The organism is Rhizobium sp. CECT 9324 (genome assembly GCF_918741265.1).
In the GTDB taxonomy this organism is placed as follows: domain Bacteria; phylum Pseudomonadota; class Alphaproteobacteria; order Rhizobiales; family Rhizobiaceae; genus Allorhizobium.
In genome coordinates this window covers 633,822-657,083 of the sequence record NZ_CAKKMZ010000001.1, presented here as the reverse complement: position 1 = coordinate 657,083, position 23,262 = coordinate 633,822, and the positions used below count along the sequence as shown (strand labels likewise).

Below are 23,262 nucleotides of genomic sequence, written 5' to 3'. Positions count from 1 at the left end.
ATCATGGCAAAAGCAGATTTCTACGAGACCCTCGGGGTCGGCCGGACCGCAGACGAGAAGGAGCTGAAAAGCGCCTTCCGCAAACTTGCGATGGTTTATCATCCCGACAAGAACCCTGAAGACAAGGACGCCGAGCGCAAGTTCAAGGAGATCAACGAGGCCTACGAGACCTTGAAGGATCCCCAGAAGCGCGCGGCCTATGATCGGTTCGGCCATGCCGCATTCGAAAATGGCGGCGGTGGTGGAGGCGGCGGAGGCTTTGCCGGCGGCGGTGGTTTCTCGGATATTTTCGAGGACATCTTCGGCGAGATGATGGGTGGTGCCCGCGGCGGACGCGCCCGCTCCACAAACGGGCGCGAGCGCGGTGCGGACCTGCGCTACAATATGGAAATCTCGCTGGAAGAGGCATTTACCGGCAAGACCGCGCAGATCCGGGTTCCGACCTCGATCACCTGCGAAGTCTGTACCGGCAGTGGCGCCAAGCCCGGCACCAAGCCGACGACCTGCGCAACCTGTCAGGGTTCCGGCCGCATTCGTGCGGCGCAGGGCTTCTTCTCGATCGAGCGCACCTGCCCGACCTGTCACGGACGCGGCCAGACCATTTCCGACCCGTGCGGCAAATGCAACGGCCAGGGCCGCGTGACGGAAGAGCGTTCGCTGTCGGTCAACATTCCGTCGGGCATCGAAGACGGCACGCGCATTCGCCTGCAAGGCGAAGGCGAAGCCGGCCTCAGAGGTGGCCCGTCAGGCGACCTCTACATATTCCTGTCGGTGAGGCCGCATGAATTCTTCCAGCGCGACGGGGCCGATCTCTATTGCTCGGTGCCGATCTCGATGACGACGGCAGCGCTTGGCGGCACGTTCGACGTCGCGACGCTGGATGGGACCAAGTCGCGGGTGACCGTGCCGGAAGGCACGCAACCCGGCAAGCAGTTCCGGCTCAAGGGCAAGGGCATGCCGGTGCTGCGCTCGACGCAGACGGGTGATCTCTATATCCAGATCCAGATCGAGACCCCGCAGAAGCTATCCAAGCGCCAGCGCGAATTGCTGCAGGAATTCGAGCAGTTGTCGTCGAAGGAAAACAATCCGGAATCGACAGGCTTCTTTGCCCGGATGAAGGATTTCTTCGACACGCTCAGCGACTGATCATCTGTTGATCGCGTATGTTTTCAGGCGGGCCGGATCCTTTTCGGCCCGCTTTTTATGCCTTACCGCTGGTGTCGCTCGAGCAGCAGTCAAACCTCAATAATGTGGTGGCTTGGTAATGGCCGGGGCGTCGAGCGATTGTTCTTCTAGGTTTGAGAATCGCTCCGACAACCGTTCAAGCTTGGCGCGGGTCTGCTCGACCACCTTCCATTGCTCGGCAATCTGATCGGACAGATCTTCAATCACCCGAGCCTGATAGGCCAGCATTTCCTCCAGCCGAATTACGCGGTCGTCCTGTTCGCTCATGGCCATCTCCGCTGACTGTTTATACCCAGGGCTTAATGCAGAAAGAATGGCGGAGCGTCAAACCGCGGATCTCATCTTTGCTTCTTTTTCTTGTAGGGCATCAGCATCACGGCTGACGCTGTTACGGCCGCTGCAAAGGTGAGCGCGAACGGTATGATCATCATCAAGACCGGCAGGATGGGGTGACTGGCGCGTCCCAGTGACGTGCCCACGCCTCCCAGATCGAGCCAGAGGATCGCACCCGCGGTGACAAGGCCAAGCACTGCGCCAAAGGCTGCGTTGATCGCCAGAAAGCGCAGCATCTCCCAATGATCGCGGCGGGCTTCTTCAGGCGTCAATTCGTCAGGATCCGGCTGCATGGCGGAGGGCTCCTCGCCTTCAAGTCCGATCACACTATTGCAAAACCAGAACTTGCCCAAGGCACATGACGTCGCAGATCCTTGATGCGCAAGATAAACCATGACGGCTCCCTTGCCATCCCGTCTGGATCGTCCTAGCTCAGGGCAACAGCGAATCCGGCCGATGATCCAGAAGACCCATATAGAACGACTCAAGCTGACCGACTTCCGCAACTATGCGCAGGCTTCCCTGAGCCTCCGCGGTCGTCATGTCGTGCTGATCGGCGAAAACGGGGCCGGCAAAACCAATCTGATGGAGGCTGTGTCGTTTCTATCGCCCGGACGCGGGCTGAGGCGGGCCGTGCTTTCCGATATCGCCCGGGTCGGCGCGCAAGCAGGTTTCTCGATCTTTGCCGAGATCGAAGGAATGGCAGGCGATGTGGAGATCGGGACAGGCACTGAGGGTGGCGGCGAAGACGAGGCGCTCGTTCGTCGCCTGCGGATCAATGCAACTCCGGTCAAATCGGTTGACGAACTCACCGACCACCTGCGCGTGCTGTGGCTGACGCCTGCCATGGACGGGCTGTTCACCGGGCCATCCGCCGACCGGCGACGTTTTCTCGACCGGCTGGTGCTTTCGCTGGATCCGGCGCATGGACGTCGCGCGAGCGATTTCGAACGGGCGATGCGCAGCCGCAACAAGCTTCTATCCGATGGCCGGTTCGATCCCTCCTGGCTGTCGGGCATCGAACAGCAGATGGCAGCACTCGGCGTCGCCATGGCGGCTGCCCGACGCGAGATGCTCGGATTGTTGGCCGGCTTGATCGAAGGGGATCGGCAGACATCGCGTTTTCCCTCGGCCCATCTCGCGCTCAGCGGCTTCATGGACGACGAGGCGGACAGGCCGGCTTACGAGCTGGAGGATCGCTACATCCAGATGCTGGCATCCTCACGCCACAGGGATGCGGCGGCCGGACGGACACTGGACGGTCCGCATCGCGTCGACCTGCAGATCCGGCATATCGAGAAAGACATGAACGCGGAACGCTGCTCGACCGGAGAGCAGAAGGCTCTTCTGATCGGATTGGTGCTCGCGCATGCGAGACTGGTTGGAACCATGACCGGCTTTGCTCCGGTTCTGCTGCTCGACGAGATCGCCGCCCATCTGGACGAGGGTCGGCGGGCGGCCCTGTTCGACCGGATCGATGCGCTGGGCGGACAGGCGTTCATGACAGGGACGGATCGTTCGATGTTTGCAGCATTGGGCGAACGTGCCGATATCATCACGGTGCGGGACGGCAGCCTGGATGCCTGACCGCCCTTCCCCACCCCTCTTTCACATGGCATGATCGGTTGATGGATCCACTGCTGCCCGACGAACTGTCCCGTTATCATCGCCATATCCTGCTGCCGGAAATCGGCGGCCATGGACAGCAATTGCTGAAATCGGCCCGCGTTCTGGTGATCGGTGCCGGTGGGCTGGGTGCGCCGGTGCTGCAGTATCTCGCGGCCGCCGGCGTCGGCACGATCGGGATTGTCGATGATGACGGGGTTTCCCTATCGAACCTGCAGCGACAGGTGATCCACGACACCGGTACGATCGGGGAGAAGAAAACCGAAAGTGCTGCGCGTGCCATCGCCCGGCTCAATCCGCATTGCCGGGTGGTGCAACACGAAGCGCGCTTCGACGCTCACTTCGCCCGCGACCATCTGGGACGTTTCGACCTGCTGATCGACGGATCGGACAATTTTGCGACGCGCTATGCGGCAGCGGACGCGGCCGAGATGCGCGCCATTCCGCTGGTGACGGGGGCAGTCGGCCGCTTCGATGGCTCGGTCACCGTACTGGCTCCACACCTGACCGATGCCGAAGGGCGGCAGAACCCCCGCTACCGTGATCTGTTTCCCGAGGCCCCGCCCGAAGGCCTCGTTCCGGCCTGTGCCGAAGCCGGCATCATCGGCGCCCTGACCGGCGTCATCGGCACGCTGATGGCCATGGAGGCGATCAAGCTGGTGACAGGCGTCGGAGAGCCTCTGCTCGGGCGCCTTTTGCTCTACGATGCGCTGTCGGCGAAATTCGACACGATCCGCTATCGCCGCCGGGAGCCGCGTCCTTGAACGGGAACGGGGACCGTAGCGTCGACATTCGGCGGATCGATGCAGCCGGATATTGTGACTATGAAGCGCTGCTCGACCTGATCGTCAGATCGTTCGCCTATATGGATGGCGTGATCGATCCGCCGTCTTCGGCGTATCAGTTGAGCGTGGAGGGACTGAAGCAGAAGGCGCTGGACGAGATCGGACTGGCCGCGCTCCTCGACGGCAGACTGGTCGGCTGTGCGTTCGTCAAGCCGGAGGCCAGGGCACTCTATGTCGGCAAGCTTGCTGTCGCCGCCAATATGCAAGGTTACGGAATAGGCTACCGGCTGCTGACCGAGGCCGAAACGATCGCCGGGAAGCTCGGGCGCGACATGCTGCGACTGGAGACACGTATCGAGCTTGTCGGCAATCACCGGCGCTTTGCCGCATGGGGGTTCGTAAAGACGGCCGAAAACAGCCATCCGGGCTTCACCCGGACGACCTCGATTGAAATGTGTAAACGGTTGGCCTGACGGTTCAGGTGCGATTCGGCAGGACCCTGTTCGGCGGGCGGTGACCGTCGAAATAGGTGCGAATGTTGATGATGACCTTGTCGCCCATGTCGATCCGGCCCTCGATCGTCGCCGATCCGGTGTGCGGCAGAAGCACGACTTTGCCTTCGTTGGCGAGCTTGACCAGTTTCGGATTGACGGCAGGCTCGTTTTCGAAAACATCCAGACCGGCGCCCGCGATCTTGCCGGTCTTCAGGCACTGGATCAGCGCGTCCTCGTCGATGATATCGCCACGCGCCGTGTTGACGATGTAGCTCGTCGGCTGCAGCAGCGCCAGACGGCGCGCCGACAGCAGATGGAAGGTGGCCGGTGTCGAGGGGCAATTGACCGAGACGATATCGACCCTTGCCAGCATCTGATCGAGGCTGTCCCAATAGGTCGCCTCCAGTTCGTCCTCGGTCTGCGGGCTGACGCGCTTGCGGTTGTGATAGTGGATCGACAGGCCGAAAGCCTTTGCACGGCGGGCGACGGCCGTGCCGATGCGTCCCATGCCAATGATACCGATGCGCTTGCCCGAGATCCGGCGTCCGAGCATCCAGGTCGGCGACCAGCCGGCCCAGTCGCCCGGCCTGTCCATCAAGACGCGTGCGCCCTGGACCAGGCGGCGCGGCACGGCAAGGATCAGCGCCATGGTCATGTCGGCCGTGTCTTCGGTCAGGACATTCGGCGTGTTGGTGACGGTGATGCCCTTTCGGGCCGCCGCATCGATGTCGATATGATCCGTGCCGTTGGAGAAACTGGCGATCAGCTTGAGTTGCGGGCCGGCTTCGTCGATCAGGGCCGCATCAATGCGATCGGTGACGGTCGGCACCAGGACGTCGGCGCTTTTCATCGCGGCAATCAGGTCTTCGCGGCTGCGCGGTGCATCATCTATATTGAGCTCCGCGTCGAACAGTTCGCGCATGCGCGTTTCCACAGCGTCAGGCAATTTCCGGGTAATATAGACCTTGGGTCTTTTCCTGTTCGTCATGGGACGGATCAATGCCTTGTTCAGAACTCGTTAACCAAGACGGGGGATACTCCCCCAAAGAGCAATTTCTAGCAAACCCACCGGCGAAGACAAACAAAACTCGCTCGCCGTTCCGGATTTGTCGCAATACCTGCCGGAACAGGTTCAGGGGTCGCGGAATGCCCTTCAATCATCGCATAGTCGGATCCAGTATGAACCAGAACGCGCTCCGAATCAGTTTTGCATCCTGTATCCTGCTCTTCTCGACGCTGGCCGCGTCGGAGAGCGCGCTTGCCCAGGCGACGACCAAGGGGTCGAGCGGACTTCCCCTGCCTCGCTTTGTCAGCCTGAAGGCGGAAAAGGTCAACCTGCGGATCGGCCCGAGCACGGACTACGCCGTATCCTGGCGTTATCTCAAATCGGGGCTGCCGGTCGAAATCATCCGCGAATACGAAAACTGGCGACAGATCCGCGACGCCGACGGGACCGAAGGCTGGGTCAACCAGACGCTGCTTTCGGGCGAACGTACCGCCGTCGCCGCACCGTGGATGCGCGCCAACGGCGACAATGTCTATGTGATGATGCGGCGCGATTCGATGTCATCGGCCGCCGTCATCGCGAAACTCGAGCCCGGCGTCGTGCTCAAGATCGAAGAATGCAACGGCAACTGGTGCAAGGCCGAAACCAAGGGCGTTGCCGGCTGGGTGGCGCAGGCGGAAATCTGGGGCGCCTATCCCGGCGAAGCCTTCAAATAAGGCCTGCTTTAAAGCAGGCCTGCGGCGCGCGCGCCCTTGTCCAGCGAACTCATCGGACGCGGGCCTATCTGCTGGATGACAACGCCCGCCGCATAGCAGCCCAGATGGGCGCAATCCTCAAGCGACCGATCATTGGTGTAGCCGAACAGGAAACCTGAGGCAAAAAGATCGCCGGCACCGGTGGTATCCAGAAGATTAGTTACGAGCGTGGCCGGAACGCGGATACGCTGGTCGCCCTTGACCACGACGGCGCCATTTTCGCCCATGGTGACGGCCGCAAGCTTGCAGTCCGCAGCAATTCGATCCAGCGCAACGGCGAAATCATTCGTTTCGTAGAGCGACAGCGCTTCCTGCTCATTGGCAAAAACGATATCGACCGTGCCAGAACGCATCAGATCGAGGAATTCCTCGCGGTAACGGCCGACGCAGAAGCTATCAGACAATGTCATCGACATTTCGCGCCCATTCTCATGGGCAATGCGGGCACATTCGAGGATCGCCTGCTTGGCGCGCGGCGGATCCCAGAGATAACCTTCGAAATAGGTGACCTTGGACTGGGCAACAACCTCTGGCTCGACGTCTTCCGGGCCAAGCTCAACACAGGCACCGAGATAGGTGTTCATCGAGCGCTCGCCGTCTTCGGTGACGAAGATCATGCTGCGCGCGGTCGGAGGCTGGGTACCGCGCGGCTTTGTCTCGAAATGCACACCCTGGGCGCGGATGTCATGGGTGAAGATCTCGCCGAGCTGATCTTCCGCTACCTTGCCAAAATAGGCCGCCTTGCCACCAAAATTGGCGATACCGGCTGCGGTGTTGCCGGCGCTGCCGCCGGACGCTTCGACGGCGGGACCCATCAGACTGTAAAGCCGCTCGGCGCGGTCCGCATCGATCAGGTTCATCGCACCCTTAGTGATCTCGTTGTCGATGAGAAAGCGATCATCGCAGCGGGAAATGATGTCGACGATTGCGTTACCGACAGTGAGGACGTCGAATCGGCTCATAATGGTCTTGGGCTCCGTTAAATAGGCAAGACGGTCATAGCCTTTTTTGCCGGGTTTGAAAGGGGGCGGCGAAAACCTTCGTTGTCATGCGGCTGTTACCTTGGCGGGCTAGTGGATGCGTGTGCGGACGGCATAGCTCCCCAGCGCCGCTCCGAAGAACCATGACAGGTTCCACAACCTGGCCAAGCCGACCACGGATGTACTGGCGGCGCGGATACAGGTCCCGGCTCGACCGGGCGTAAAAGCAGGCATTGCCTGCTTTTTGTCGTCAGGAAGCACCCCTTCAATGGCTGGTCGGCGGTGGATTCAAGGTCTAAGAAAAAGTCTGTCTTTTTCTGTGAGTCGCCAATTTCATGTCATCCGTTGCCCAAGACGTCCTGCCTATCTTCATTCTCATCCTGTTCGGCTGGTCGCTGGTAAGGCTGAAAATCCTCAAGGCGGACATCGGAGACGGGCTGGGCGACTTCGTGTTCAGAGTGGCGGTGCCGATGCTGATGTTCCGCACCATCGCCAATGCCGATTTCCATGGCGCCTCGCCATTCCGGTTGTGGATTGCCTATTTTGCCGGGGTGGCCGTCGCCTGGACGCTGGGTCATATTATTGCAACGCGGTTTTTCGGTCGCGATCAGCGCATCGGCGTTCTGGCCGGCCTTTCCGGCGCCTTCGCCAACAACGTGTTCATCGGTCTTCCGCTGGTCGATCGCACCGTTGGTCCCGATGGAATTGTCGCCATGTCGATCCTGCTGGCCGTGCACCTGCCGCTGATGATGATCGCCGGCACGGTGGCAATGGAACGTGCGGAGCAGAAAACCACGGGCAAGCCTTCGGAAGGCGTTCTGGCCGTGTCGCGCCAGGTTGGCGCCAATCTCATCCGCAACCCGCTGATCATCGGCCTTATGGCGGGGCTGGTGCTGCAGGTCGTCGGCATTAAGATGCCCGTAATGCTCGACGGTATCGTCGGCCAGGTGGCCGGGATGGCAGCACCTGCGGCTTTGATCTCGCTCGGCATGACGCTGACCAAATATGGCATGGCGGGCAATGTGCGGATCGCAAGCGTCATCACCGTGATCAAACTGATCGTCATGCCTGCAACCGTCTGGCTGGCATCGACGCTGCTCGGCCTCAGTCCACAATGGACCGCCGCGCTCGTGCTCACATCATCCGTTCCGACCGGGATCAACGCCTGGCTAATCGCCAGCCGCTTTGGCGTGGGTCAGGGACTTGCAGCCTCTATCATCACCCAATCGACGGCGATCGGCGTGATCAGCGTCTCGCTCTGGGCTCTTTTTCTGCTCTGAAGCATGTTCGTTGTCGGGACAAACGAAAATGCCCGGCACAACGGCCGGGCATAGAAATTTGCACGATCTGAATGATCAGTTGGTCGCCGGCGGCGCCGGCAGAGCGACCGGAGCATCTGCCATGGTATGCAGATACAGGATCAGGTTGGCGCGCTCGTCATCCTTCTTGATGCCGGCAAAGCCCATGGCGGTGCCCGGGATATGCTTTTTCGGCGCGGTCAGGAAGGCGTTCAGGTGATCCCAGGTCCAGAGTTCGGTACCACCCTTGGAGAAATCCTTCATGGCAGCCGAATAGCTGAAGCCTTCATGCGTTGCGATCGGACGGTCGACAAGGCCAAAGAGATTCGGGCCAACCTTGTTGGCGCCGCCCTTGGTATCGGTGTGACAGCTCGCGCATTTCTTGAAGACGCCTTCGCCAGCGGTCGCATCGGCGCTGGCCAGCAGAACCGCGATCGGCACAGCCGCTGCGGCTTCCGGCGCAGCTTCGCCTTCAGCAGCCTCAGCCACAATGGCAAAGCCTTCCTTCTCAGGATGTTCCGAATGGAAAATCCCTTCCGAGGCGATGGACACAGACATCAGGACGAAGACGGTGCCCAGAAAGGCACCCACGCCCATATTCACGTAAGAATTCATCTGCAAAGCTCCCCATGCAGCCGGCCGATCAGCAACCGAGCGATCTTGAAATCGCGCGGAACCTATGTCTTTTGCATAACACATGCAACACGATTATGGTCCCGCAACTGGGACTTATTGACACTTCTGCGCGGTGATTTGAAGGGGTTAGGCATGAATAAAGACGATAGCGGCAAAACCCTGGTGCTAATTCCCGCCCGCATGGCCTCTACCCGCCTGCCCGGCAAGCCTTTGGCCGACATTTGCGGCCTGCCGATGATCGTTCAGGTGGCCAAGCGGGCACAGGAGGCCGATGTCGGACGAATCATCGTCGCAGTCGACGACCAGCGGACATTCGATGCGGTTGTCGCCGCCGGTTTCGAGGTCGTGATGACGCGGGTCGATCATCAATCCGGCTCCGACCGGATCTTTGAAGCGCTGACCAAGATGGATCCCGATGGCAAGGCGGAGATCGTCATCAATGTGCAGGGCGATCTGCCGACCATCGATCCGCAGACCATCCGGGCCGCACTGCGGCCGCTCGACAACCAGGCCGTCGATATTGCAACGCTGACTGTGGAAATCGAGGACGAGGCCGAAAAGACCAATCCCAACGTGGTCAAGGTGGTTGGGTCGCCGCTCAGCGAAACGCGACTGCAGGCCCTGTATTTCACCCGTGCCACGGCACCGCATGGCGCCGGGCCGCTCTACCATCATATCGGCCTCTACGCCTATCGCCGGCGCGCTCTTGAACGGTTTGTCTCGCTACCACCCTCGGCACTGGAAAAGCGCGAGTCGCTTGAGCAACTCAGAGCCCTCGAAGCCGGGATGCGCATCGATGTTGAGATCGTCAAAACCATTCCGCTCGGCGTAGACACGCCGGCCGACCTCGAAAAAGCCCGCCGCATTCTTTCGGCCCACTCCATTTAAGGACGCATAGCCTTGGCCCCGACCAACAAGATTTCCTTCCAGGGCGACTTTGGCGCCAATTCCGACATGGCCTGCCGGGACATGTTTCCATCGATGGAGCCGCTGCCCTGCCCGACTTTCGAGGACGCCTTCGTGGCGCTGGAAACCGGCGAAGTCGATCTGGCGATGATCCCGATCGAGAACACGCTGGCCGGACGCGTCGCAGACATCCACTACCTGCTGCCGCTGTCGCGACTGCATATCATCGGCGAATATTTCATGCCGATCCGCTTCCAGCTGATGGTGCTGCCGGGCGTCAAGCTCGACGAGATCCGCACCGTGCACAGCCATATCCATGCGCTGGGCCAGTGCCGCAAGATAATCCGCAGCCATGGCTGGAAGGCCGTCGTCGCCGGTGATACGGCCGGCGCCGCCAAGCAGGTGTCGCAGCAAGGCGACCGCAGCATGGCGGCGCTCGCGCCGCAGCTGGCATCCTCACTCTATGGTCTTGATATCATCGCGGAGAATGTCGAGGATTCCGACAACAACGTCACACGCTTTGTCGTGCTGTCGCGCGATGAACACGAGCCGAAGCGCAAAAGCGACGATGAACTCTTCATCACCACCTTCGTGTTCAATGTCCGTAACCTGCCGGCGGCTCTCTACAAGGCGATGGGCGGTTTTGCCACCAATGGCGTCAACATGACGAAGCTGGAAAGCTACCAGATCGGCGGCAAGTTCATTGCCACCCAGTTCTATGCCGATATCGAAGGGCATCCGGACGACGCAGCGGTAAAGCGGGCGCTCGAAGAACTGCGGTTCTTCTCGGAAAAGGTTCGCATCCTCGGCGTCTACAAGGCGCATGCAATGCGCGGCAAGCTGTAAGGCCGGCGGAAGACCGGGCGCTCAGCGCGCCCAGTCCAGCCAATCGCTCATCAGTCGATGGGCAATGGTGCCCCTCACCGGTGCCTTCACCGTTTCGTTCGTCAGGTCGATCATCGACTGTACCTCCTCGCGCGTGAACCAACGGCAATCCACCAGTTCGGCCTCGTCGCGCGTCACATCAAGCGACAGCGCCTCCGCATAACAGCCGATCATCAACTGGTGCGGCATCGGCCAAGGCTGGGTGGCATGGTAGCGAACCCTGCCGATGGTGATGCCCGATTCCTCAAGTGTCTCCCGGCGCACAGCGTTCTCAATGGTTTCCGCGGGCTCGATGAAACCGGCCAGGCAGGAATACATGCCTTCCGGAAAATGCGCGCCGCGCCCGAGAAGGCAGCGGTCATTCAGTTCATCAATGGTCATCATGATGACGACCGGATCCGTGCGCGGAAAGGCGACGCGGCCACAGGCTAGACATTCACGCTTGTAGCCGCCGATGCGCGATTCCATCGCTTGCCCGCAACTGCCGCAGAAGCGGTTCTCGCCATTCCAGTGCAGCAGGCTGAAACCCTGGGCTGCTTCGCCGACGAGTTCTTCATCCACACCCGCTTCACGGAACAGTTCGCGCGCGGTCAGCGCCTTGTAATTCATAGCCAGCTGTTCTTCGCCGGCATTCACCGGCACGGCGATGCGCGGCTCGCCATTCGGCTTGTGGCCCAGCAACACGGCGTTGTCGAGATCAGGTTCCAGCCCGGCCAGTTCGTAGGGCGCAAAGAGCGGATCGAGGATCTGGCCCTCGTGCTTGAATATCAGGCGGTTGCCGGCAAAGGCCAGAAGGTGCGTGCCTTCAACGGCCAGCGCATCAGCCAGACTTGCTTCCGTGCGGTGCTCGGCATTGCGATCAAGACCATTGCCGGAGAAGGCGGTGAGCGAACTGGCCTCAGGATGGGGGGCGGACGTATCAAAAATGGATCGTTTTGTCATTGCAGCGCTTCGAGCATCCGGGTCTTGAGCGTATTGAATGTTTCGTCGGAGTGGGGCACGGCCGTTCCATGACCCCAGATCGGGCCCGGCCAATTCGGATCATCCTCGAAGCGGGCGACGACATGGACGTGGAGCTGGCGCACGACGTTGCCGATTGCGGCCGTGTTGATCTTGGTTGCACCGGTCACCTTCTTCAACGCAGCAGCCACCGTCACCTGCTCGAATGTGAGCATGGCCTGATCGAGCGGCGTCAGGTCGAAAATCTCGCTCATGCCCGGTCTTTGTGGGACAAGGATCATCCATGGCCAGCGGCTGTCATGGGCAAGCCTGAGATCACAAAGCCCCAGCTTCAGGATGGATTGGCTGTCGCGCGCGAGACGCTCATCGAGAAGGAATGGCTCCAAGGTGTTTCTCCGCTGTTGTTTTTCCAAGCTGTAGCAGTTTTTTACGGGCTTGGCTTGCATTTGCCGTCGTTATTGCCGATATGTCACCTCGGGAGGTTGGTGGTGGACGAGCCACTCGCCAACCGGGTCAGATCCGGAAGGAAGCAGCCCTAACGAGCGCGGCACGGGTCATCGTGCCAGCCTCCCACCTCATCTTCATTTCCGGCCCGTGATGCAAAACCATGGGCCGCGCCATGCCCGGATCCGGGCGGCAAGGGGAAGCTGGCAACGCGATGAGCGATTTGGAGCCCACTGCAGAGGCCAAGACCGCCCCCGGCGGATACCGCGTGCTTGCCCGCAAATATCGCCCCAAGGATTTCTCGGACCTGATGGTCGGCCAGGAGCCCATGGTTCGCACGCTGACCAACGCGTTCGAGACCGGCCGCATTGCCCAGGCCTATATGCTGACCGGCGTGCGCGGGGTCGGCAAGACGACCACGGCCCGCATTCTGGCGCGTGCGCTGAACTACAAGACACCCGAGATAGACAAGCCGACCATCGACCTTCGCATTCCCGGCGAGCATTGCCAGGCAATCATGGAAGGCCGCCATGTCGACGTGATCGAGATGGACGCCGCCTCGCATACCGGTATCGACGATATCCGCGAGATCATCGAGCAGGTACGCTACCGCCCGGTTTCGGCCCGCTACAAAGTCTACATCATCGACGAAGTGCACATGCTGTCGACGGCAGCCTTCAACGGGCTGTTGAAGACGCTCGAAGAGCCACCCGAGCATGTGAAGTTCATCTTTGCCACGACAGAAATCCGCAAGGTGCCGATTACCGTCCTGTCGCGCTGCCAGCGCTTTGACTTGCGCCGGATCAGTGCCAGCGATCTGGTGGGGCTGTTCTCGACCATCGCGTCGAAAGAGGGCATCCAGGCTGACGAGGATGCGCTGGCGATGATCGCACGGGCTGCCGAAGGTTCGGCGCGCGACGGTCTTTCGCTGCTCGACCAGGCCATTGCCCATGGCAGCGGGGTCGTGCATGCCGACGCGGTGCGCTCGATGCTCGGACTTGCCGATCGCGCGCGCATCGTCGACCTGTTCGAACACGTTGTGCGCGGCGATGTCGCAGCCGCTCTTGAAGAGTTCGGCGGTCAGTATGAGGCGGGTGCCAATCCGACCGTGGTGCTGACGGATCTGGCCGACTTCACCCATCTGGTGACCCGGCTCAAATATATCCCATCAGCCGCACAGGATGCTTCGCTGAGCGAAGTCGAGCGTGTGCGCGGCGCATCGCTCGCTGAAAGCGTGGCCGTAACGACGCTTTCGCGCATGTGGCAGATGCTGCTGAAGGGCATTCCCGAAGCGGAAGGTTCATCGCGTCCGGCGGGTGCTGCCGAAATGGTCATCATCCGCCTGGCACATGCAGCGCATCTGCCATCACCGGAAGATGCAGCCCGTCGCCTGCTCGAACTGTCCGATGGCCAACCGGCCGAGCGCGGACCCTCTGCGCCACGCCCGAATGGCGGCGGCGGTGGTGGCGCCTCGATGGCGATGCGGGTCCAGGCGGTCGCCCAACCTTCAACCGACAGTGCGCCGCGGATTGCATCCAGCCAACCTGTTGCCCATCTGCAGAGCGTGCCTGCCGGTGACTCGCTGCCAGCCGCCATGGAGCGGGTGCAGCCGAAGCCGCAGGAAGCGCCGACACCCAAGGTGCAGGTCAAGTCGCTGGAAGACATTGCCGAGCTTTGCAGCAAGAACCGCGACCCGCGCCTGAAGGCGTTGATGCGTGGCTTCGTCCGGCTTGTGCGGCTGGAACCGGGCCGGCTGGAAATCAATCTGCCGCCCGACGCGCCGAAGACACTGGTCGGCGACTTGCAGAAGCGGCTGGAAGAATGGACCGAAATCCGCTGGATGGTCATTCTGAGCCGCGAAGAAGGCGCGCCTACTCTGGTCGAACTGGAGAATACGACGCGCGAGACGCGGCTGCGCGATGCGCGGCAGGATCCTGACGTAGCGGCCATCCTTGCGCGCTTTCCGGGCGCCAAGATCACCGACGTTCGGATCAAGGCGGGCAGTGTCGAGGAAGATGAAGAATTGCGTCCGCCGCCGGCGATCCTCGAAACCGAGGAAGGCGATATCCTGCCTGGCGACGATATCGAGTTCTAGAGCGTTACTGTTGCACGGGCACACAGATTAGGCCCGGTGAAAAAACAACAATCCAAGGAGATGACGATGCGCGACATCATGGGCATGATGGGCAAGGTCAAGGAAATGCAGGCCAAGATGGAAAAGACGCAGGCGGAAATCGCCGCGCTTGAAATCGAGGGAAAATCCGGTGGTGGCCTGGTGACCATCGTGCTGAACGGCAAGGGCGAGATGAAGAGCATCAAGATCGACCCGTCGCTGTTCAAGGAAGAGGATTCCGAAATCCTCGAAGACCTGATCGTCGCCGCTCACAAGGATGCCAAGGACAAGGGCGAGGTTCAGGCCCAGGAAAAGATGGCCTCGATCACGGCCGGCATCCCGCTGCCGCCGGGCATGAAGTTCCCGTTCTGATTTCGCGGATAGGTCCGGGCGGGTCTGCTAGCGATAGACCCGCTGCGGCCAAGGGTTGCGCCCTTCGTGCAGCCAGTCGAGACTGCTTTTCCAGAAGCCATGTTCATGGCGCGCGTGGAAAAGGTTGAAATGGCCGACCGTGTCGAAGCCAAGATCGCCTGGTGACAGAAGTACTTTCGTGACCGGCGCTGCGCTGTAATAGCCCGTGGCCCTGTTGATGGCCTTCGGCGTTGCAATCGCATCGTCCGACATGGCCACGGCCAGAATCGGTGCTGTGAATGCGGCAAAACCCGCGCACATCCGGGTGATCTTTTCAGGCGGCAGCCCTTGCTCCGCCCTGCCCTGCTGCAGGCCCCAACCGAGCGCCACGCCCTTGGGCAGGTCCTCCAGCCAACCCAGCCGCTTCCCGGGAAAATAACCAAGTACCGCGGTGATTGCCGGCATGGCGAGATGCCATTTGATCGCCAGTGGCAAGCGCATGCGCAACTGGTAGTCGCCCCAATAGCCAAACTGTCCGCCAATGGAAAGCAGGCCGGCAATTCTGCCCGTCGCTGACGCGTAGCCGGGTAGAAATCCGCCGATACTATGGCCTACCACCAATAGGCGCCCCGTTTCATCGCGATCCAGGGCATGCCGCAGCGCTGCGTCGAAATCCTGCTCGCCCCACTCACGCCATGTGTAAGCGACACGGCGCAGATCGGCCGGTCGCGACTGACCGATGCCGCGATAGTCATAGGTCAGGACCGCAAATCCTTGCCTTGCCAGGAAGCGGGCATAGTGGTGGTAGTAGCGCGCCAGCACGCCGGTGGCGGCATTGATCACCACTGTTGCGGCCGCGACGCCAGACGGTGGCAGCCACCAGTCGCCAGCAAGCCGCACGCCATCGGCGCAGAGCAGTTCGATCCGCTTTTCCTGCATATTGTCCCCCGCAGTGGTCCGGCAGCATGATGACTGCGCCAGGCAGACGGGTAAAGTTGCGCGGGATGCGACTATCGTCGACATCGATCCGGTCAGCGCGTTCTATAGTTCCCGCGTCCACCTGTCGTTCACCGGAGCAGCAAGATAGCGCTGACTGTCTTGCAGAGACAGGGGCTTGCCAAAGGTGGCCATCATTTCCGGCAATGTGACCCGAACGCCATGATAAGCGGTAAAAATCACGTCCTGATCCGCTTCGATCATGCCGCCCTGCAGGACCCTGCAATAAGCACCAGCACGCGCCGCGCGCGCGTATCGCTTGACCAATGTGGGCTCGCCCATGCGGGCTGCAAACGTGGCACAGGGCATGCGTGGCGACGTCACTTCCAGCAGCACATCGCCAATGGCAAAGCGGTCACCGACTGCCAGCGTTCGATTGTCCAGGCCCTCGACGATCAGGTTTTCGCCAAAGGTGCCCGGTGGCAGATCACGTCCAAGTTCTTCCGCCCACCAGGCGAGATCGAGGCTGCCTTCCATATAGATCGCCTGATCGACACCGCCATGGTGTTTACGATTGCAGATGCTGTCGCCGACTAGGCCCTCGGCATCGACCATCATCGGTCCGCTGACAGCGGTCTTGTTGATGCCGGTCTTGTATTTCTTGCCTGGCAACACTTCCGGGTTACCCCGGCATACGGCGCGTATTTTCATCCATGACCCATGTTCATCGATTCCGTTTGCCGATGTTATGGGCTAGAAACGCCGCATGGCAAAGCGAGTCACCGGCCCCGAAATCGAAAAACTCATCCAGCTTCTGGCAAAGGTGCCGGGGCTCGGGCCGCGTTCGGCCCGGCGCGCGGCACTGCATCTGATCAAGAAGAAGGACCAGCTTCTCGGTCCACTCGGCCACGCCATGGGCGAGGCCTATGACAAGGTGAAGATCTGCTCGTGCTGCGGCAATGTCGATACGATCGATCCCTGCACGGTGTGCACGGACGATCGGCGCGACCAGTCGATGATCATCGTCGTCGAGGACGTTTCCGACCTCTGGGCGCTGGAGCGGGCAGGTGCAATGAACGCCGCCTATCACGTTCTCGGCGGCACGCTGTCGCCGCTGGATGGCGTCGGACCCGATGATCTCAACATCAAGGGGCTGATCGAACGCGTGGCCAAAGGCGGCGTTCGCGAAGTCATCATCGCGGTGAACGCGACCGTCGAAGGACAAACAACCGCCCACTATATCACCGATCATCTGGTCGGGATGGACGTGAAGATCACCCGGCTGGCGCATGGCGTACCTGTCGGCGGCGAACTTGACTATCTCGATGAGGGCACGCTGTCTGCAGCGCTCCGAGCACGCACGGTGATCTGACGGTCGCCTACGGGAGAGAACATCATGGGCAAACCGCACCACCTCCTTTCACATCGTGCGCTGCCGGCGGTGGCATTGGCGCTATCGATCGTGTTCGGGTTCGGCCAGCCGACGGCCCAGGCTGCGCCGTCACGCGCCAATGTCGAAGCGCAATTCCAGCGGTGGATCGCGACCGACCTGTGGACCGAAGCCAAGGCGTCGGGTATTTCCAAGCCAGCTTTCGACACGGCAGTGTCTGGCCTGTCGCTCAACTGGGAACTGCCGGATCTCGTGCCGCCGGGTACTGCGCCGCCGAAGGAACAGAGCCAAAGCCAGGCAGAATTTTCGTCTCCGGCGTCCTATTTCTCCGAGAAAAGACTGCAGGGACTGGCCGCGACCGGGCGGTCGCTCGCATCGCAGCACGGCGGCACGCTGCGCAAGGTCGAGGCGACCTATGGCGTCCCCGGTTCGATCCTTGTCGCCATCTGGGGTCGGGAATCCGGTTTCGGCAAGGCGAAGATGCCCTATCCGGCGCTGGAAGTGCTGGCCACCAAGGCCTTCATGTCGACGCGCAGGGACATGTTCCGGCGCGAGATGATCTCGGCGCTGCACATGATCGAGGGCGGCGACGTGACGGCGCAGCAGATGCGCGGCTCCTGGGCCGGGGCGCTGGGCCAGCCGCAGTTCATGCCGACGAGTTTCCTGAAATATGCCGTCGATTTCGATGGCGACGGGAAACGCGACATCTGGAATTCGGTGCCGGACACGCTCGCCTCGATCGCCAATTACCTGGTCAAGAGCGGCTGGCAGCGCGGCCGCGACTGGGGCTTCGAGATCAGCATTCCCGATGGTGTCTCCTGCGCCCAGGAAGGGCCGGACCGGGCACAGCCTACCACGACCTGGTCGGCGGAAGGCCTCGCCCGCATTTCCGGTAAGGCTTTCCCATCAAGCGAGATGAGCCAATCCGCGATGATGTTGGTTCCGGCCGGTACCTTCGGCCCTGAATTCCTGGTGACGCCGAATTTTTACGTCATCAAGGAATACAACAATTCGGACCTCTACGCACTGTTCATCGGCAATCTGGCCGACAGGATCGGCAGCGGATCCGGTGCTTTCAAGGCGTCTTGGGGCGATGTCGGCAAGATGCTGCGCTCGGATGTCCTGGCCATGCAGAAAGCACTGGTGGCGCAAGGTTATGATGTCGGCAAGGTGGACGGGCTGCCTGGTTTCAAGACACGGCGATCTCTCGGTGAATGGCAGGCAAAAAACGGCCTGAAACCGACCTGCTATCCGAGCGCCAGCCTGAAAGCTAAGCTGCGCTGATACTCGTGGTCAGTGAGGGTCCAGATGTGACTGGTGGAACACATCATCCTCCGGCGGGATCGCCTGTCGCTCGATCATCCGGTGCACATGCGGCTTGGTCGGCCCGCGATGCAATTCGATCAGACGATCGGTGATCTCCGCGTCGGCTTTGGTGCGGCGCTGGTTGTGACGAACGTAATCGACCCAGGTCGGGACGTGATAGGTCTCCGTCCAGATCTCCGGCTTTTCGAGATCACGCATCAGCGTCCAGTTGCGCGCACCGTCGCGCAGGCGGATGCGGCGACGCTCGACCATGATGCGGAGAAATTCCGGCATGTCGACGTCGTCGATCTCGAAATCGATCTGGATGACGATCGGCCCGCTCCGCGGCCTTATGTCCAGCTTGAGCGCCGGCTCGTTGAAGCGGTTGAGGGGATCAAGATCAAGGGCCGAGAAAGCCGGCATCGGCAGAAAGAACCCGATCGCGACACCGACCATCATCAGCGCGCCAGAAGCAACGAGCGCATGGCCGGAACCGTAGCTTTCAGCGATACTGCCCCACAACCAGCTTCCTGTCGCCATGCCGCCGAAGGTGGCCGTCTGGTACAGCGACAGCGCCCGACCGACGACCCAGCGCGGGGTTGAAAGCTGCACCACCGTATTGAACAGCGACAACGCCAAGACCCAGCAAGCGCCGGCGACCATCAATGCGGCGCCCGCCAGCCAGATCGAGTCGCTTACCCCGGTGACAACCGTCGCCAGCGCAAAGCCGGCAAAGGAGGCACGCACGATATCCTCGCTGGACAGGATGTCGCGCAGGCGCTGATTGTAGAGAGCGCCGAGGATCGCGCCGATGCCGAAGGCACCCAGAAGACCGCCATAGACCAGCGGTCCTCCGGCCAACTGGTCGCGGGCGACGATCGGCAAAAGCGATAGGATCGAGGTTGCGGTCAGGCCGAAGACAAAGCCGCGGAACAGAACCTTGCCGAGATTGGGCGACATGGCAACGTAACGAAGACCGGCGGAGATCGCCGGGCCCAATTGCTCACGCGGCAGCGTGCTTTGCGGAAAATTCGGTTTCCAACGGAAAAGCGCGTACAGAATGGCGAAATAGCTCAGTGTGTTGACGGCAAAAGCCGCCGCCGCACCGGCTGCGGCCACGATCAGACCGCCAATGGCGGGGCCGACGCTTCGGGTGATGTTGAAGCCCATGCTGTTGAGTGAAACCGCCGCCGGCAGATCGGCGCGCGGCACCATATCGCCGACCGAGGCCTGCCAGGACGGATTGTTGAGTGCCGTGCCACAGCCGATCAGGAAGGTAAAGGCGAGAAGCGCCCAGGGCGTGATCAGGTCGAGATAGGCAAACAAGGCGAGAAGCGCCGAGATCGTCACCATGAAGATCTGCGAGGCGATCATCACGCGCCGACGATCGAAACTGTCGGCAATGGCGCCAGCGATCAGCGAGAACAGCATGATCGGTCCGGTGTTGGACGCCTGGACCAGCGCCACCATGTTTTCGGAACTGGAGATGGACGCCATCATCCAGGCCGCGCCGACACCTTGAATGAGGCCACCAAGATTGGACGCCATGCTGGCGAACCAGATGCGTCGATAGAACTCGTTTGCAAGCGGAGATAGCGGAGATCGGCTGTCGGGCACAGAGCTTACTCGTCGATTGGCTTGTCCAGGAACGGAATTGGCGAAGCACGCCAGCCGCCTCCACCTTGCAACGGTCAAGGCGTGAAAGGCAAGTTTGTTTTGAAGTTGAAGTGAAAAGCTTGCATTTGGGGGCAAGGCAGCGTATACGGCATTCAAATTCTTGATCGACCGATGGAGAGTGGGACCGCAAGGACCCGCTCTTTTTTATTGGCGATCGTATCCAATCGGGAGTATGACGATTGTCCGATAACATGCCGCAGCCTGAAGCAGGCGAAGCACGGATTATCATTGAGACGGGCCTTGACCGTCGAATCGCAGAGATCATCGAGCCTGTGCTCGTGGCGATGGATTTCAAACTTGTTCGCGTTCGCATGATGAACCAGAATGGGCTTACGCTGCAAGTCATGGCTGAACGCAGCGACGGGACAATGACCGTCGAGGATTGCGAAGCCGCATCCATGGCGATCTCGCCGGTGCTCGACGTCGAGGACCCGGTTGACCGGGAATATCATCTGGAAGTCTCCTCCCCAGGGATTGACCGGCCGATGGTACGCAAGTCGGACTTTGTCCGCTGGCAGGGCAATCTGGTGAAATGCGAGACTTCGATCCTTGTCGACAATCGCAAGCGCTTCCGCGGCAAGATCGTTGCCGTGGATGCAGATGGCTTTACCTTAGAACGTGATCAGCTGGCTTATGGCGAAGAGCCGCGGCTGACGATCCCGTTCAGCACCTTGGCCGAAGCCAAGCTGATTCTGACCGATGACCTGATCCGTGACGCGCTTCGCGCGGACAAGTTGGCCAAGGCGCAAGCCGCCAACCAGAACGACGAAGACGACAGCGAAGACGCATAACGTTTGACAGATAGCCTTGTGGCAGACGCCCAGGCATGAAGACGGAGACCTAAGACATGGCAGTCAGTGCTAACCGGCTCGAGCTCCTGCAGATCGCAGATGCCGTTGCCCGCGAAAAGGTGATCGACCGCGAAATCGTGCTCGCCGCCATGGCCGACGCGATCCAGAAGGCTGCCCGTTCGCGTTACGGCACCGAGACCAACATCCGCGCCGACATCAACTCGAAGACCGGCGAAATTCGCCTGCAGCGCCTGCTGGAAGTCGTCGAGAAGGTCGAGGACTACGCAACGCAGATCGCTCTGGAACTGGCGCGCGACCGCAATGTCGATGCCAAGCTGGGCGACTACATTGCCGATCCGCTGCCGCCGATGGACTTTGGCCGTATTGCCGCGCAGTCGGCCAAGCAGGTCATTGTGCAGAAGGTGCGCGAAGCCGAACGTGACCGCCAGTATGACGAGTTCAAGGACCGCATGGGCGAAATCGTCAACGGCACCGTCAAGCGCGTCGAATACGGCAACGTGATCGTCGATCTCGGCCGCGGCGAAGGCATCATCCGTCGTGACGAGATGATCCCGCGCGAAGCTTTCCGTTACGGCGACCGCGTGCGCGCCTATGTCTACGACGTGCGCCGCGAACAGCGCGGCCCGCAGATCTTCCTGTCGCGTACCCATCCGCAGTTCATGGTGAAGCTGTTCACCATGGAAGTGCCTGAAATCTACGACGGCATCATCCAGATCAAGTCGGTGGCCCGTGATCCCGGTTCGCGCGCCAAGATCGCCGTCATCTCGAACGATAGTTCGATCGATCCTGTCGGCGCCTGCGTCGGTATGCGCGGTAGCCGTGTTCAGGCCGTCGTCGGCGAATTGCAGGGTGAAAAGATCGATATCATTCCGTGGAGCCAGGATCCGGCTTCGTTCATCGTCAACGCCTTGCAGCCGGCGGAAGTCGCCAAGGTCGTTCTCGACGAGGACGCCGAGCGCATCGAAGTCGTGGTGCCGGACGAGCAGCTGTCGCTCGCCATCGGCCGTCGCGGCCAGAACGTGCGCCTTGCCTCGCAGCTCACCGGCTGGGACATCGACATCATGACGGAAGCCGAGGAATCGGAACGCCGCCAAAAGGAATTCAACGTCCGCACCAACCTGTTCATGGACGCGCTCGACGTCGACGAAATGGTTGGTCAGGTGCTGGCCTCGGAAGGCTTCGCAGCCGTCGAGGAACTGGCTTACGTCGAGTTGGACGAAATTGCCTCGATCGATGGTTTCGATGACGATACCGCCGAAGAAATCCAGACCCGCGCTCGCGAGTATCTGGAAAAGATCGAAGCCGAGAGAGATGCCAAGCGCCGCGAGCTCGGCGTTGCCGACGAATTGCGCCAGATCAACGGCATGACCTCGCAGATGATGGTCGCGCTCGGCGAAGACGGCATCAAGACGATCGAAGACTTTGCAGGCTGCGCCGCTGACGACCTGGTGGGTTGGAGCGAACGCAAGAATGGCGAAACCAAGAAGTTCGAGGGCCTGTTCTCGAAGTTCGAAGTTTCGCGTGCAGAAGCCGAAAACATGATCGTCCAGGCGCGACTTTCCGCCGGATGGATCACCGAAGACGATTTGGCTGTTGAAGCCGAAGCAGATGTGGAAGGCGAGGCGGAAGCCGAGCAGGAAGCGTGATGACCGCCCAGTCTCCGGACACGGTGCAGGACGAAGATGACTTCGACTTGAGCGACGTGAATGGACGCATGTGCATCGTTACGCGTGAGAGTGGTTCCCCGGAAACGTTGCTTCGCTTCGTTGCCGGGCCGGACGGTTCGATCGTTCCCGACCTGAAGCGCACGCTTCCCGGTCGGGGCTGCTGGGTCACACCAAGCCGTGAGGCTGTCGAAAAGGCTGTGGCGAAGAAACTCTTCGCCAGGGCGCTGAAGAAAGACGTTAAGGCGGATCCCGCCCTTGGCGAACGGGTTGACAGGCTGCTTGCCAGTCAGCTGACCGGAATGATGAACCTGGCCCGCAAGGCGGGGCAGTTCATCATCGGGTCTGCCAAGGTCGAACTCGCTGTTCGCAGCGGGGAAGCCCTTGCGGTGTTCCATTCCAAGGACGCTGCAGCGGACGGCATTCGCAAGATTGACCAGGCTCGAAAGGCCCGGCATCTCGGAATGGAAACTGATGCGGAGATCCCTTCGTTCCAGCTTTTATCCGGGAACGAAATGGACGAACTGATGGGCCAGAATGCGTTTATCCATGCTTGCGCGCTTGCAGGGCAGGCGGGTGAAGGTGTAGTGAAACGCGCAACTCTGCTCGAAACCTACCGTGGCCTTGAGCCGCGCAGGTTGAGCACTGGCCCGAGACCACAATGACGCGGTCATCGGCCAAGGCCGACCTCCGTGGTTTAGGACAGTATGTGAACGGCGTG

At 60.9% G+C, this 23,262-nt stretch carries 25 protein-coding genes and 1 other RNA gene; 16 read left to right on the top strand and 10 right to left on the bottom strand.

What is annotated here, in order from left to right; all coding sequences use genetic code 11:
* Positions 1-3: 3 nt before the first annotated feature.
* Complete coding sequence (gene dnaJ / locus LQ231_RS03045; RefSeq protein ID WP_230170233.1) at positions 4-1,146, top strand: molecular chaperone DnaJ; 1,143 nt, start codon at positions 4-6, stop codon at positions 1,144-1,146.
* 96 nt (positions 1,147-1,242) lie between these two features.
* On the opposite strand, the gene LQ231_RS03040 is transcribed toward dnaJ, so the two are convergent.
* Both LQ231_RS03040 and LQ231_RS03035 read right to left on the bottom strand, forming a co-directional pair.
* Positions 1,243-1,452 carry a SlyX family protein gene (locus tag LQ231_RS03040; RefSeq protein WP_113144014.1) on the bottom strand — a complete coding sequence of 70 codons (210 nt, stop codon included), beginning with the start codon at positions 1,450-1,452 and terminating at the stop codon, positions 1,243-1,245.
* Between the two features lie 71 nt (positions 1,453-1,523).
* Complete coding sequence (locus LQ231_RS03035; protein WP_113144088.1) at positions 1,524-1,811, bottom strand: hypothetical protein; 288 nt, start codon at positions 1,809-1,811, stop codon at positions 1,524-1,526.
* Positions 1,812-1,974: 163 nt separating this feature from the next.
* Here LQ231_RS03035 and recF point away from each other — a divergent pair, with 163 nt between their 5' ends.
* Genes recF through LQ231_RS03020 form a run of 3 tightly spaced genes read left to right on the top strand, consistent with a single transcriptional unit; the run spans position 1,975 to position 4,402 of the window.
* Positions 1,975-3,105, top strand: a complete 1,131-nt coding sequence (recF, locus tag LQ231_RS03030; protein WP_113144013.1) for a DNA replication/repair protein RecF — start codon at positions 1,975-1,977, stop codon at positions 3,103-3,105.
* A 41-nt stretch (positions 3,106-3,146) separates the two neighbouring features.
* Positions 3,147-3,908, top strand: a complete 762-nt coding sequence (locus LQ231_RS03025) for a molybdopterin-synthase adenylyltransferase MoeB (RefSeq protein WP_230170232.1) — start codon at positions 3,147-3,149, stop codon at positions 3,906-3,908.
* 26 nt (positions 3,909-3,934) lie between these two features.
* Positions 3,935-4,402 (top strand): GNAT family N-acetyltransferase, encoded by a 468-nt coding sequence (locus LQ231_RS03020; RefSeq protein WP_230173231.1) that lies wholly within the window; start codon positions 3,935-3,937, stop codon positions 4,400-4,402.
* 4 nt (positions 4,403-4,406) lie between these two features.
* On the opposite strand, the gene LQ231_RS03015 is transcribed toward LQ231_RS03020, so the two are convergent.
* Positions 4,407-5,411, bottom strand: a complete 1,005-nt coding sequence (locus tag LQ231_RS03015; RefSeq protein WP_230170231.1) for a D-glycerate dehydrogenase — start codon at positions 5,409-5,411, stop codon at positions 4,407-4,409.
* Positions 5,412-5,602: 191 nt separating this feature from the next.
* On the opposite strand from LQ231_RS03015, the gene LQ231_RS03010 reads away from it, so the two are divergent.
* Positions 5,603-6,145, top strand: a complete 543-nt coding sequence (locus tag LQ231_RS03010) for an SH3 domain-containing protein (protein ID WP_162742789.1) — start codon at positions 5,603-5,605, stop codon at positions 6,143-6,145.
* Between the two features lie 8 nt (positions 6,146-6,153).
* Here the strand turns inward: LQ231_RS03010 and LQ231_RS03005 are convergent, their stop codons facing one another.
* On the bottom strand, positions 6,154-7,146 hold the full coding sequence (locus LQ231_RS03005) for an adenosine kinase (RefSeq protein WP_230170230.1): 993 nt from the start codon (positions 7,144-7,146) through the stop codon (positions 6,154-6,156).
* A gap of 353 nt (positions 7,147-7,499) precedes the next feature.
* On the opposite strand from LQ231_RS03005, the gene LQ231_RS03000 reads away from it, so the two are divergent.
* Entirely contained in the window at positions 7,500-8,444 is a 945-nt protein-coding gene (locus LQ231_RS03000) for an AEC family transporter (protein ID WP_230170229.1), read from the top strand.
* Between the two features lie 75 nt (positions 8,445-8,519).
* Here the strand turns inward: LQ231_RS03000 and LQ231_RS02995 are convergent, their stop codons facing one another.
* Positions 8,520-9,077: a cytochrome c family protein gene (locus LQ231_RS02995; protein WP_113144007.1), complete on the bottom strand. Its 558-nt coding sequence runs from the start codon at positions 9,075-9,077 to the stop codon at positions 8,520-8,522.
* Between the two features lie 153 nt (positions 9,078-9,230).
* Between LQ231_RS02995 and LQ231_RS02990 the strand changes: the two genes are divergently transcribed.
* Positions 9,231-9,986 (top strand): 3-deoxy-manno-octulosonate cytidylyltransferase, encoded by a 756-nt coding sequence (locus tag LQ231_RS02990; protein ID WP_230170228.1) that lies wholly within the window; start codon positions 9,231-9,233, stop codon positions 9,984-9,986.
* Between the two features lie 66 nt (positions 9,987-10,052).
* Positions 10,053-10,850, top strand: a complete 798-nt coding sequence (locus tag LQ231_RS02985) for a prephenate dehydratase (RefSeq protein WP_230173230.1) — start codon at positions 10,053-10,055, stop codon at positions 10,848-10,850.
* 21 nt (positions 10,851-10,871) lie between these two features.
* On the opposite strand, the gene nudC is transcribed toward LQ231_RS02985, so the two are convergent.
* Positions 10,872-11,831: an NAD(+) diphosphatase gene (nudC, locus tag LQ231_RS02980; RefSeq protein WP_230170227.1), complete on the bottom strand. Its 960-nt coding sequence runs from the start codon at positions 11,829-11,831 to the stop codon at positions 10,872-10,874.
* Complete coding sequence (locus LQ231_RS02975) at positions 11,828-12,235, bottom strand: HIT family protein (protein WP_230170226.1); 408 nt, start codon at positions 12,233-12,235, stop codon at positions 11,828-11,830. Before LQ231_RS02975 ends, nudC begins: the two co-directional genes overlap by 4 nt.
* 91 nt (positions 12,236-12,326) lie before the next feature.
* On the opposite strand from LQ231_RS02975, the gene ffs reads away from it, so the two are divergent.
* From ffs to LQ231_RS02960, 3 genes are all read left to right on the top strand, one after another.
* Positions 12,327-12,423, top strand: an RNA gene (gene ffs / locus LQ231_RS02970) — signal recognition particle sRNA small type.
* An 84-nt stretch (positions 12,424-12,507) separates the two neighbouring features.
* Entirely contained in the window at positions 12,508-14,388 is a 1,881-nt protein-coding gene (locus LQ231_RS02965; RefSeq protein ID WP_230170225.1) for a DNA polymerase III subunit gamma/tau, read from the top strand.
* Between the two features lie 66 nt (positions 14,389-14,454).
* A complete protein-coding gene (locus LQ231_RS02960) occupies positions 14,455-14,778 on the top strand; it encodes a YbaB/EbfC family nucleoid-associated protein (protein ID WP_007600510.1) in 324 nt (107 codons plus the stop codon).
* A gap of 27 nt (positions 14,779-14,805) precedes the next feature.
* On the opposite strand, the gene LQ231_RS02955 is transcribed toward LQ231_RS02960, so the two are convergent.
* Positions 14,806-15,696: an alpha/beta fold hydrolase gene (locus tag LQ231_RS02955; RefSeq protein WP_230170224.1), complete on the bottom strand. Its 891-nt coding sequence runs from the start codon at positions 15,694-15,696 to the stop codon at positions 14,806-14,808.
* Positions 15,697-15,798: 102 nt separating this feature from the next.
* Positions 15,799-16,404 carry an MOSC domain-containing protein gene (locus LQ231_RS02950; RefSeq protein ID WP_230170223.1) on the bottom strand — a complete coding sequence of 202 codons (606 nt, stop codon included), beginning with the start codon at positions 16,402-16,404 and terminating at the stop codon, positions 15,799-15,801.
* Positions 16,405-16,459: 55 nt separating this feature from the next.
* Here LQ231_RS02950 and recR point away from each other — a divergent pair, with 55 nt between their 5' ends.
* Both recR and LQ231_RS02940 read left to right on the top strand, forming a co-directional pair.
* Positions 16,460-17,065 (top strand): recombination mediator RecR, encoded by a 606-nt coding sequence (gene recR / locus LQ231_RS02945; RefSeq protein WP_113144000.1) that lies wholly within the window; start codon positions 16,460-16,462, stop codon positions 17,063-17,065.
* A 24-nt stretch (positions 17,066-17,089) separates the two neighbouring features.
* Positions 17,090-18,367 (top strand): lytic murein transglycosylase, encoded by a 1,278-nt coding sequence (locus LQ231_RS02940; RefSeq protein ID WP_230170222.1) that lies wholly within the window; start codon positions 17,090-17,092, stop codon positions 18,365-18,367.
* Between the two features lie 9 nt (positions 18,368-18,376).
* On the opposite strand, the gene LQ231_RS02935 is transcribed toward LQ231_RS02940, so the two are convergent.
* Positions 18,377-20,005, bottom strand: coding sequence for an MFS transporter (locus tag LQ231_RS02935; protein ID WP_113143998.1), 1,629 nt, complete (start codon positions 20,003-20,005; stop codon positions 18,377-18,379).
* Positions 20,006-20,256: 251 nt separating this feature from the next.
* Between LQ231_RS02935 and rimP the strand changes: the two genes are divergently transcribed.
* The 3 genes from rimP to LQ231_RS02920 are packed head-to-tail and all read left to right on the top strand — an operon-like array spanning position 20,257 to position 23,206.
* A complete protein-coding gene (gene rimP, locus LQ231_RS02930; RefSeq protein ID WP_113143997.1) occupies positions 20,257-20,856 on the top strand; it encodes a ribosome maturation factor RimP in 600 nt (199 codons plus the stop codon).
* 56 nt (positions 20,857-20,912) lie between these two features.
* Positions 20,913-22,523: a transcription termination factor NusA gene (gene nusA, locus LQ231_RS02925; RefSeq protein ID WP_113143996.1), complete on the top strand. Its 1,611-nt coding sequence runs from the start codon at positions 20,913-20,915 to the stop codon at positions 22,521-22,523.
* The gene (locus LQ231_RS02920; RefSeq protein ID WP_113143995.1) at positions 22,523-23,206 is read left to right on the top strand and encodes an RNA-binding protein; all 684 of its coding nucleotides are present in this window, start codon (positions 22,523-22,525) and stop codon (positions 23,204-23,206) included. Before nusA ends, LQ231_RS02920 begins: the two co-directional genes overlap by 1 nt.
* The last annotated feature ends 56 nt before the right edge of the window (positions 23,207-23,262 follow it).

Excerpts from the sequence above, each read along its gene's own strand:
- rimP (WP_113143997.1), top strand. The coding sequence starts at position 20,257 with ATGCCGCAGCCTGAAGCAGGCGAAGCACGGATTATCATTGAGACGGGC.
- LQ231_RS02995 (WP_113144007.1), bottom strand. The coding sequence starts at position 9,077 with ATGAATTCTTACGTGAATATGGGCGTGGGTGCCTTTCTGGGCACCGTC.
- LQ231_RS03005 (WP_230170230.1), bottom strand. The coding sequence starts at position 7,146 with ATGAGCCGATTCGACGTCCTCACTGTCGGTAACGCAATCGTCGACATC.
- LQ231_RS02955 (WP_230170224.1), bottom strand. The coding sequence starts at position 15,696 with ATGCAGGAAAAGCGGATCGAACTGCTCTGCGCCGATGGCGTGCGGCTT.
- LQ231_RS02950 (WP_230170223.1), bottom strand. The coding sequence starts at position 16,404 with ATGAAAATACGCGCCGTATGCCGGGGTAACCCGGAAGTGTTGCCAGGC.
- LQ231_RS03025 (WP_230170232.1), top strand. The coding sequence starts at position 3,147 with ATGGATCCACTGCTGCCCGACGAACTGTCCCGTTATCATCGCCATATC.
- LQ231_RS03035 (WP_113144088.1), bottom strand. The coding sequence starts at position 1,811 with ATGCAGCCGGATCCTGACGAATTGACGCCTGAAGAAGCCCGCCGCGAT.
- LQ231_RS03000 (WP_230170229.1), top strand. The coding sequence starts at position 7,500 with ATGTCATCCGTTGCCCAAGACGTCCTGCCTATCTTCATTCTCATCCTG.
- LQ231_RS03015 (WP_230170231.1), bottom strand. The coding sequence starts at position 5,411 with ATGACGAACAGGAAAAGACCCAAGGTCTATATTACCCGGAAATTGCCT.
- LQ231_RS02960 (WP_007600510.1), top strand. The coding sequence starts at position 14,455 with ATGCGCGACATCATGGGCATGATGGGCAAGGTCAAGGAAATGCAGGCC.
- recF (WP_113144013.1), top strand. The coding sequence starts at position 1,975 with ATGATCCAGAAGACCCATATAGAACGACTCAAGCTGACCGACTTCCGC.
- nudC (WP_230170227.1), bottom strand. The coding sequence starts at position 11,831 with ATGACAAAACGATCCATTTTTGATACGTCCGCCCCCCATCCTGAGGCC.
- nusA (WP_113143996.1), top strand. The coding sequence starts at position 20,913 with ATGGCAGTCAGTGCTAACCGGCTCGAGCTCCTGCAGATCGCAGATGCC.
- dnaJ (WP_230170233.1), top strand. The coding sequence starts at position 4 with ATGGCAAAAGCAGATTTCTACGAGACCCTCGGGGTCGGCCGGACCGCA.
- LQ231_RS02940 (WP_230170222.1), top strand. The coding sequence starts at position 17,090 with ATGGGCAAACCGCACCACCTCCTTTCACATCGTGCGCTGCCGGCGGTG.
- LQ231_RS02965 (WP_230170225.1), top strand. The coding sequence starts at position 12,508 with ATGAGCGATTTGGAGCCCACTGCAGAGGCCAAGACCGCCCCCGGCGGA.
- LQ231_RS02920 (WP_113143995.1), top strand. The coding sequence starts at position 22,523 with ATGACCGCCCAGTCTCCGGACACGGTGCAGGACGAAGATGACTTCGAC.
- recR (WP_113144000.1), top strand. The coding sequence starts at position 16,460 with ATGGCAAAGCGAGTCACCGGCCCCGAAATCGAAAAACTCATCCAGCTT.
- LQ231_RS03040 (WP_113144014.1), bottom strand. The coding sequence starts at position 1,452 with ATGAGCGAACAGGACGACCGCGTAATTCGGCTGGAGGAAATGCTGGCC.
- LQ231_RS02990 (WP_230170228.1), top strand. The coding sequence starts at position 9,231 with ATGAATAAAGACGATAGCGGCAAAACCCTGGTGCTAATTCCCGCCCGC.
- LQ231_RS03010 (WP_162742789.1), top strand. The coding sequence starts at position 5,603 with ATGAACCAGAACGCGCTCCGAATCAGTTTTGCATCCTGTATCCTGCTC.
- LQ231_RS02985 (WP_230173230.1), top strand. The coding sequence starts at position 10,053 with ATGGCCTGCCGGGACATGTTTCCATCGATGGAGCCGCTGCCCTGCCCG.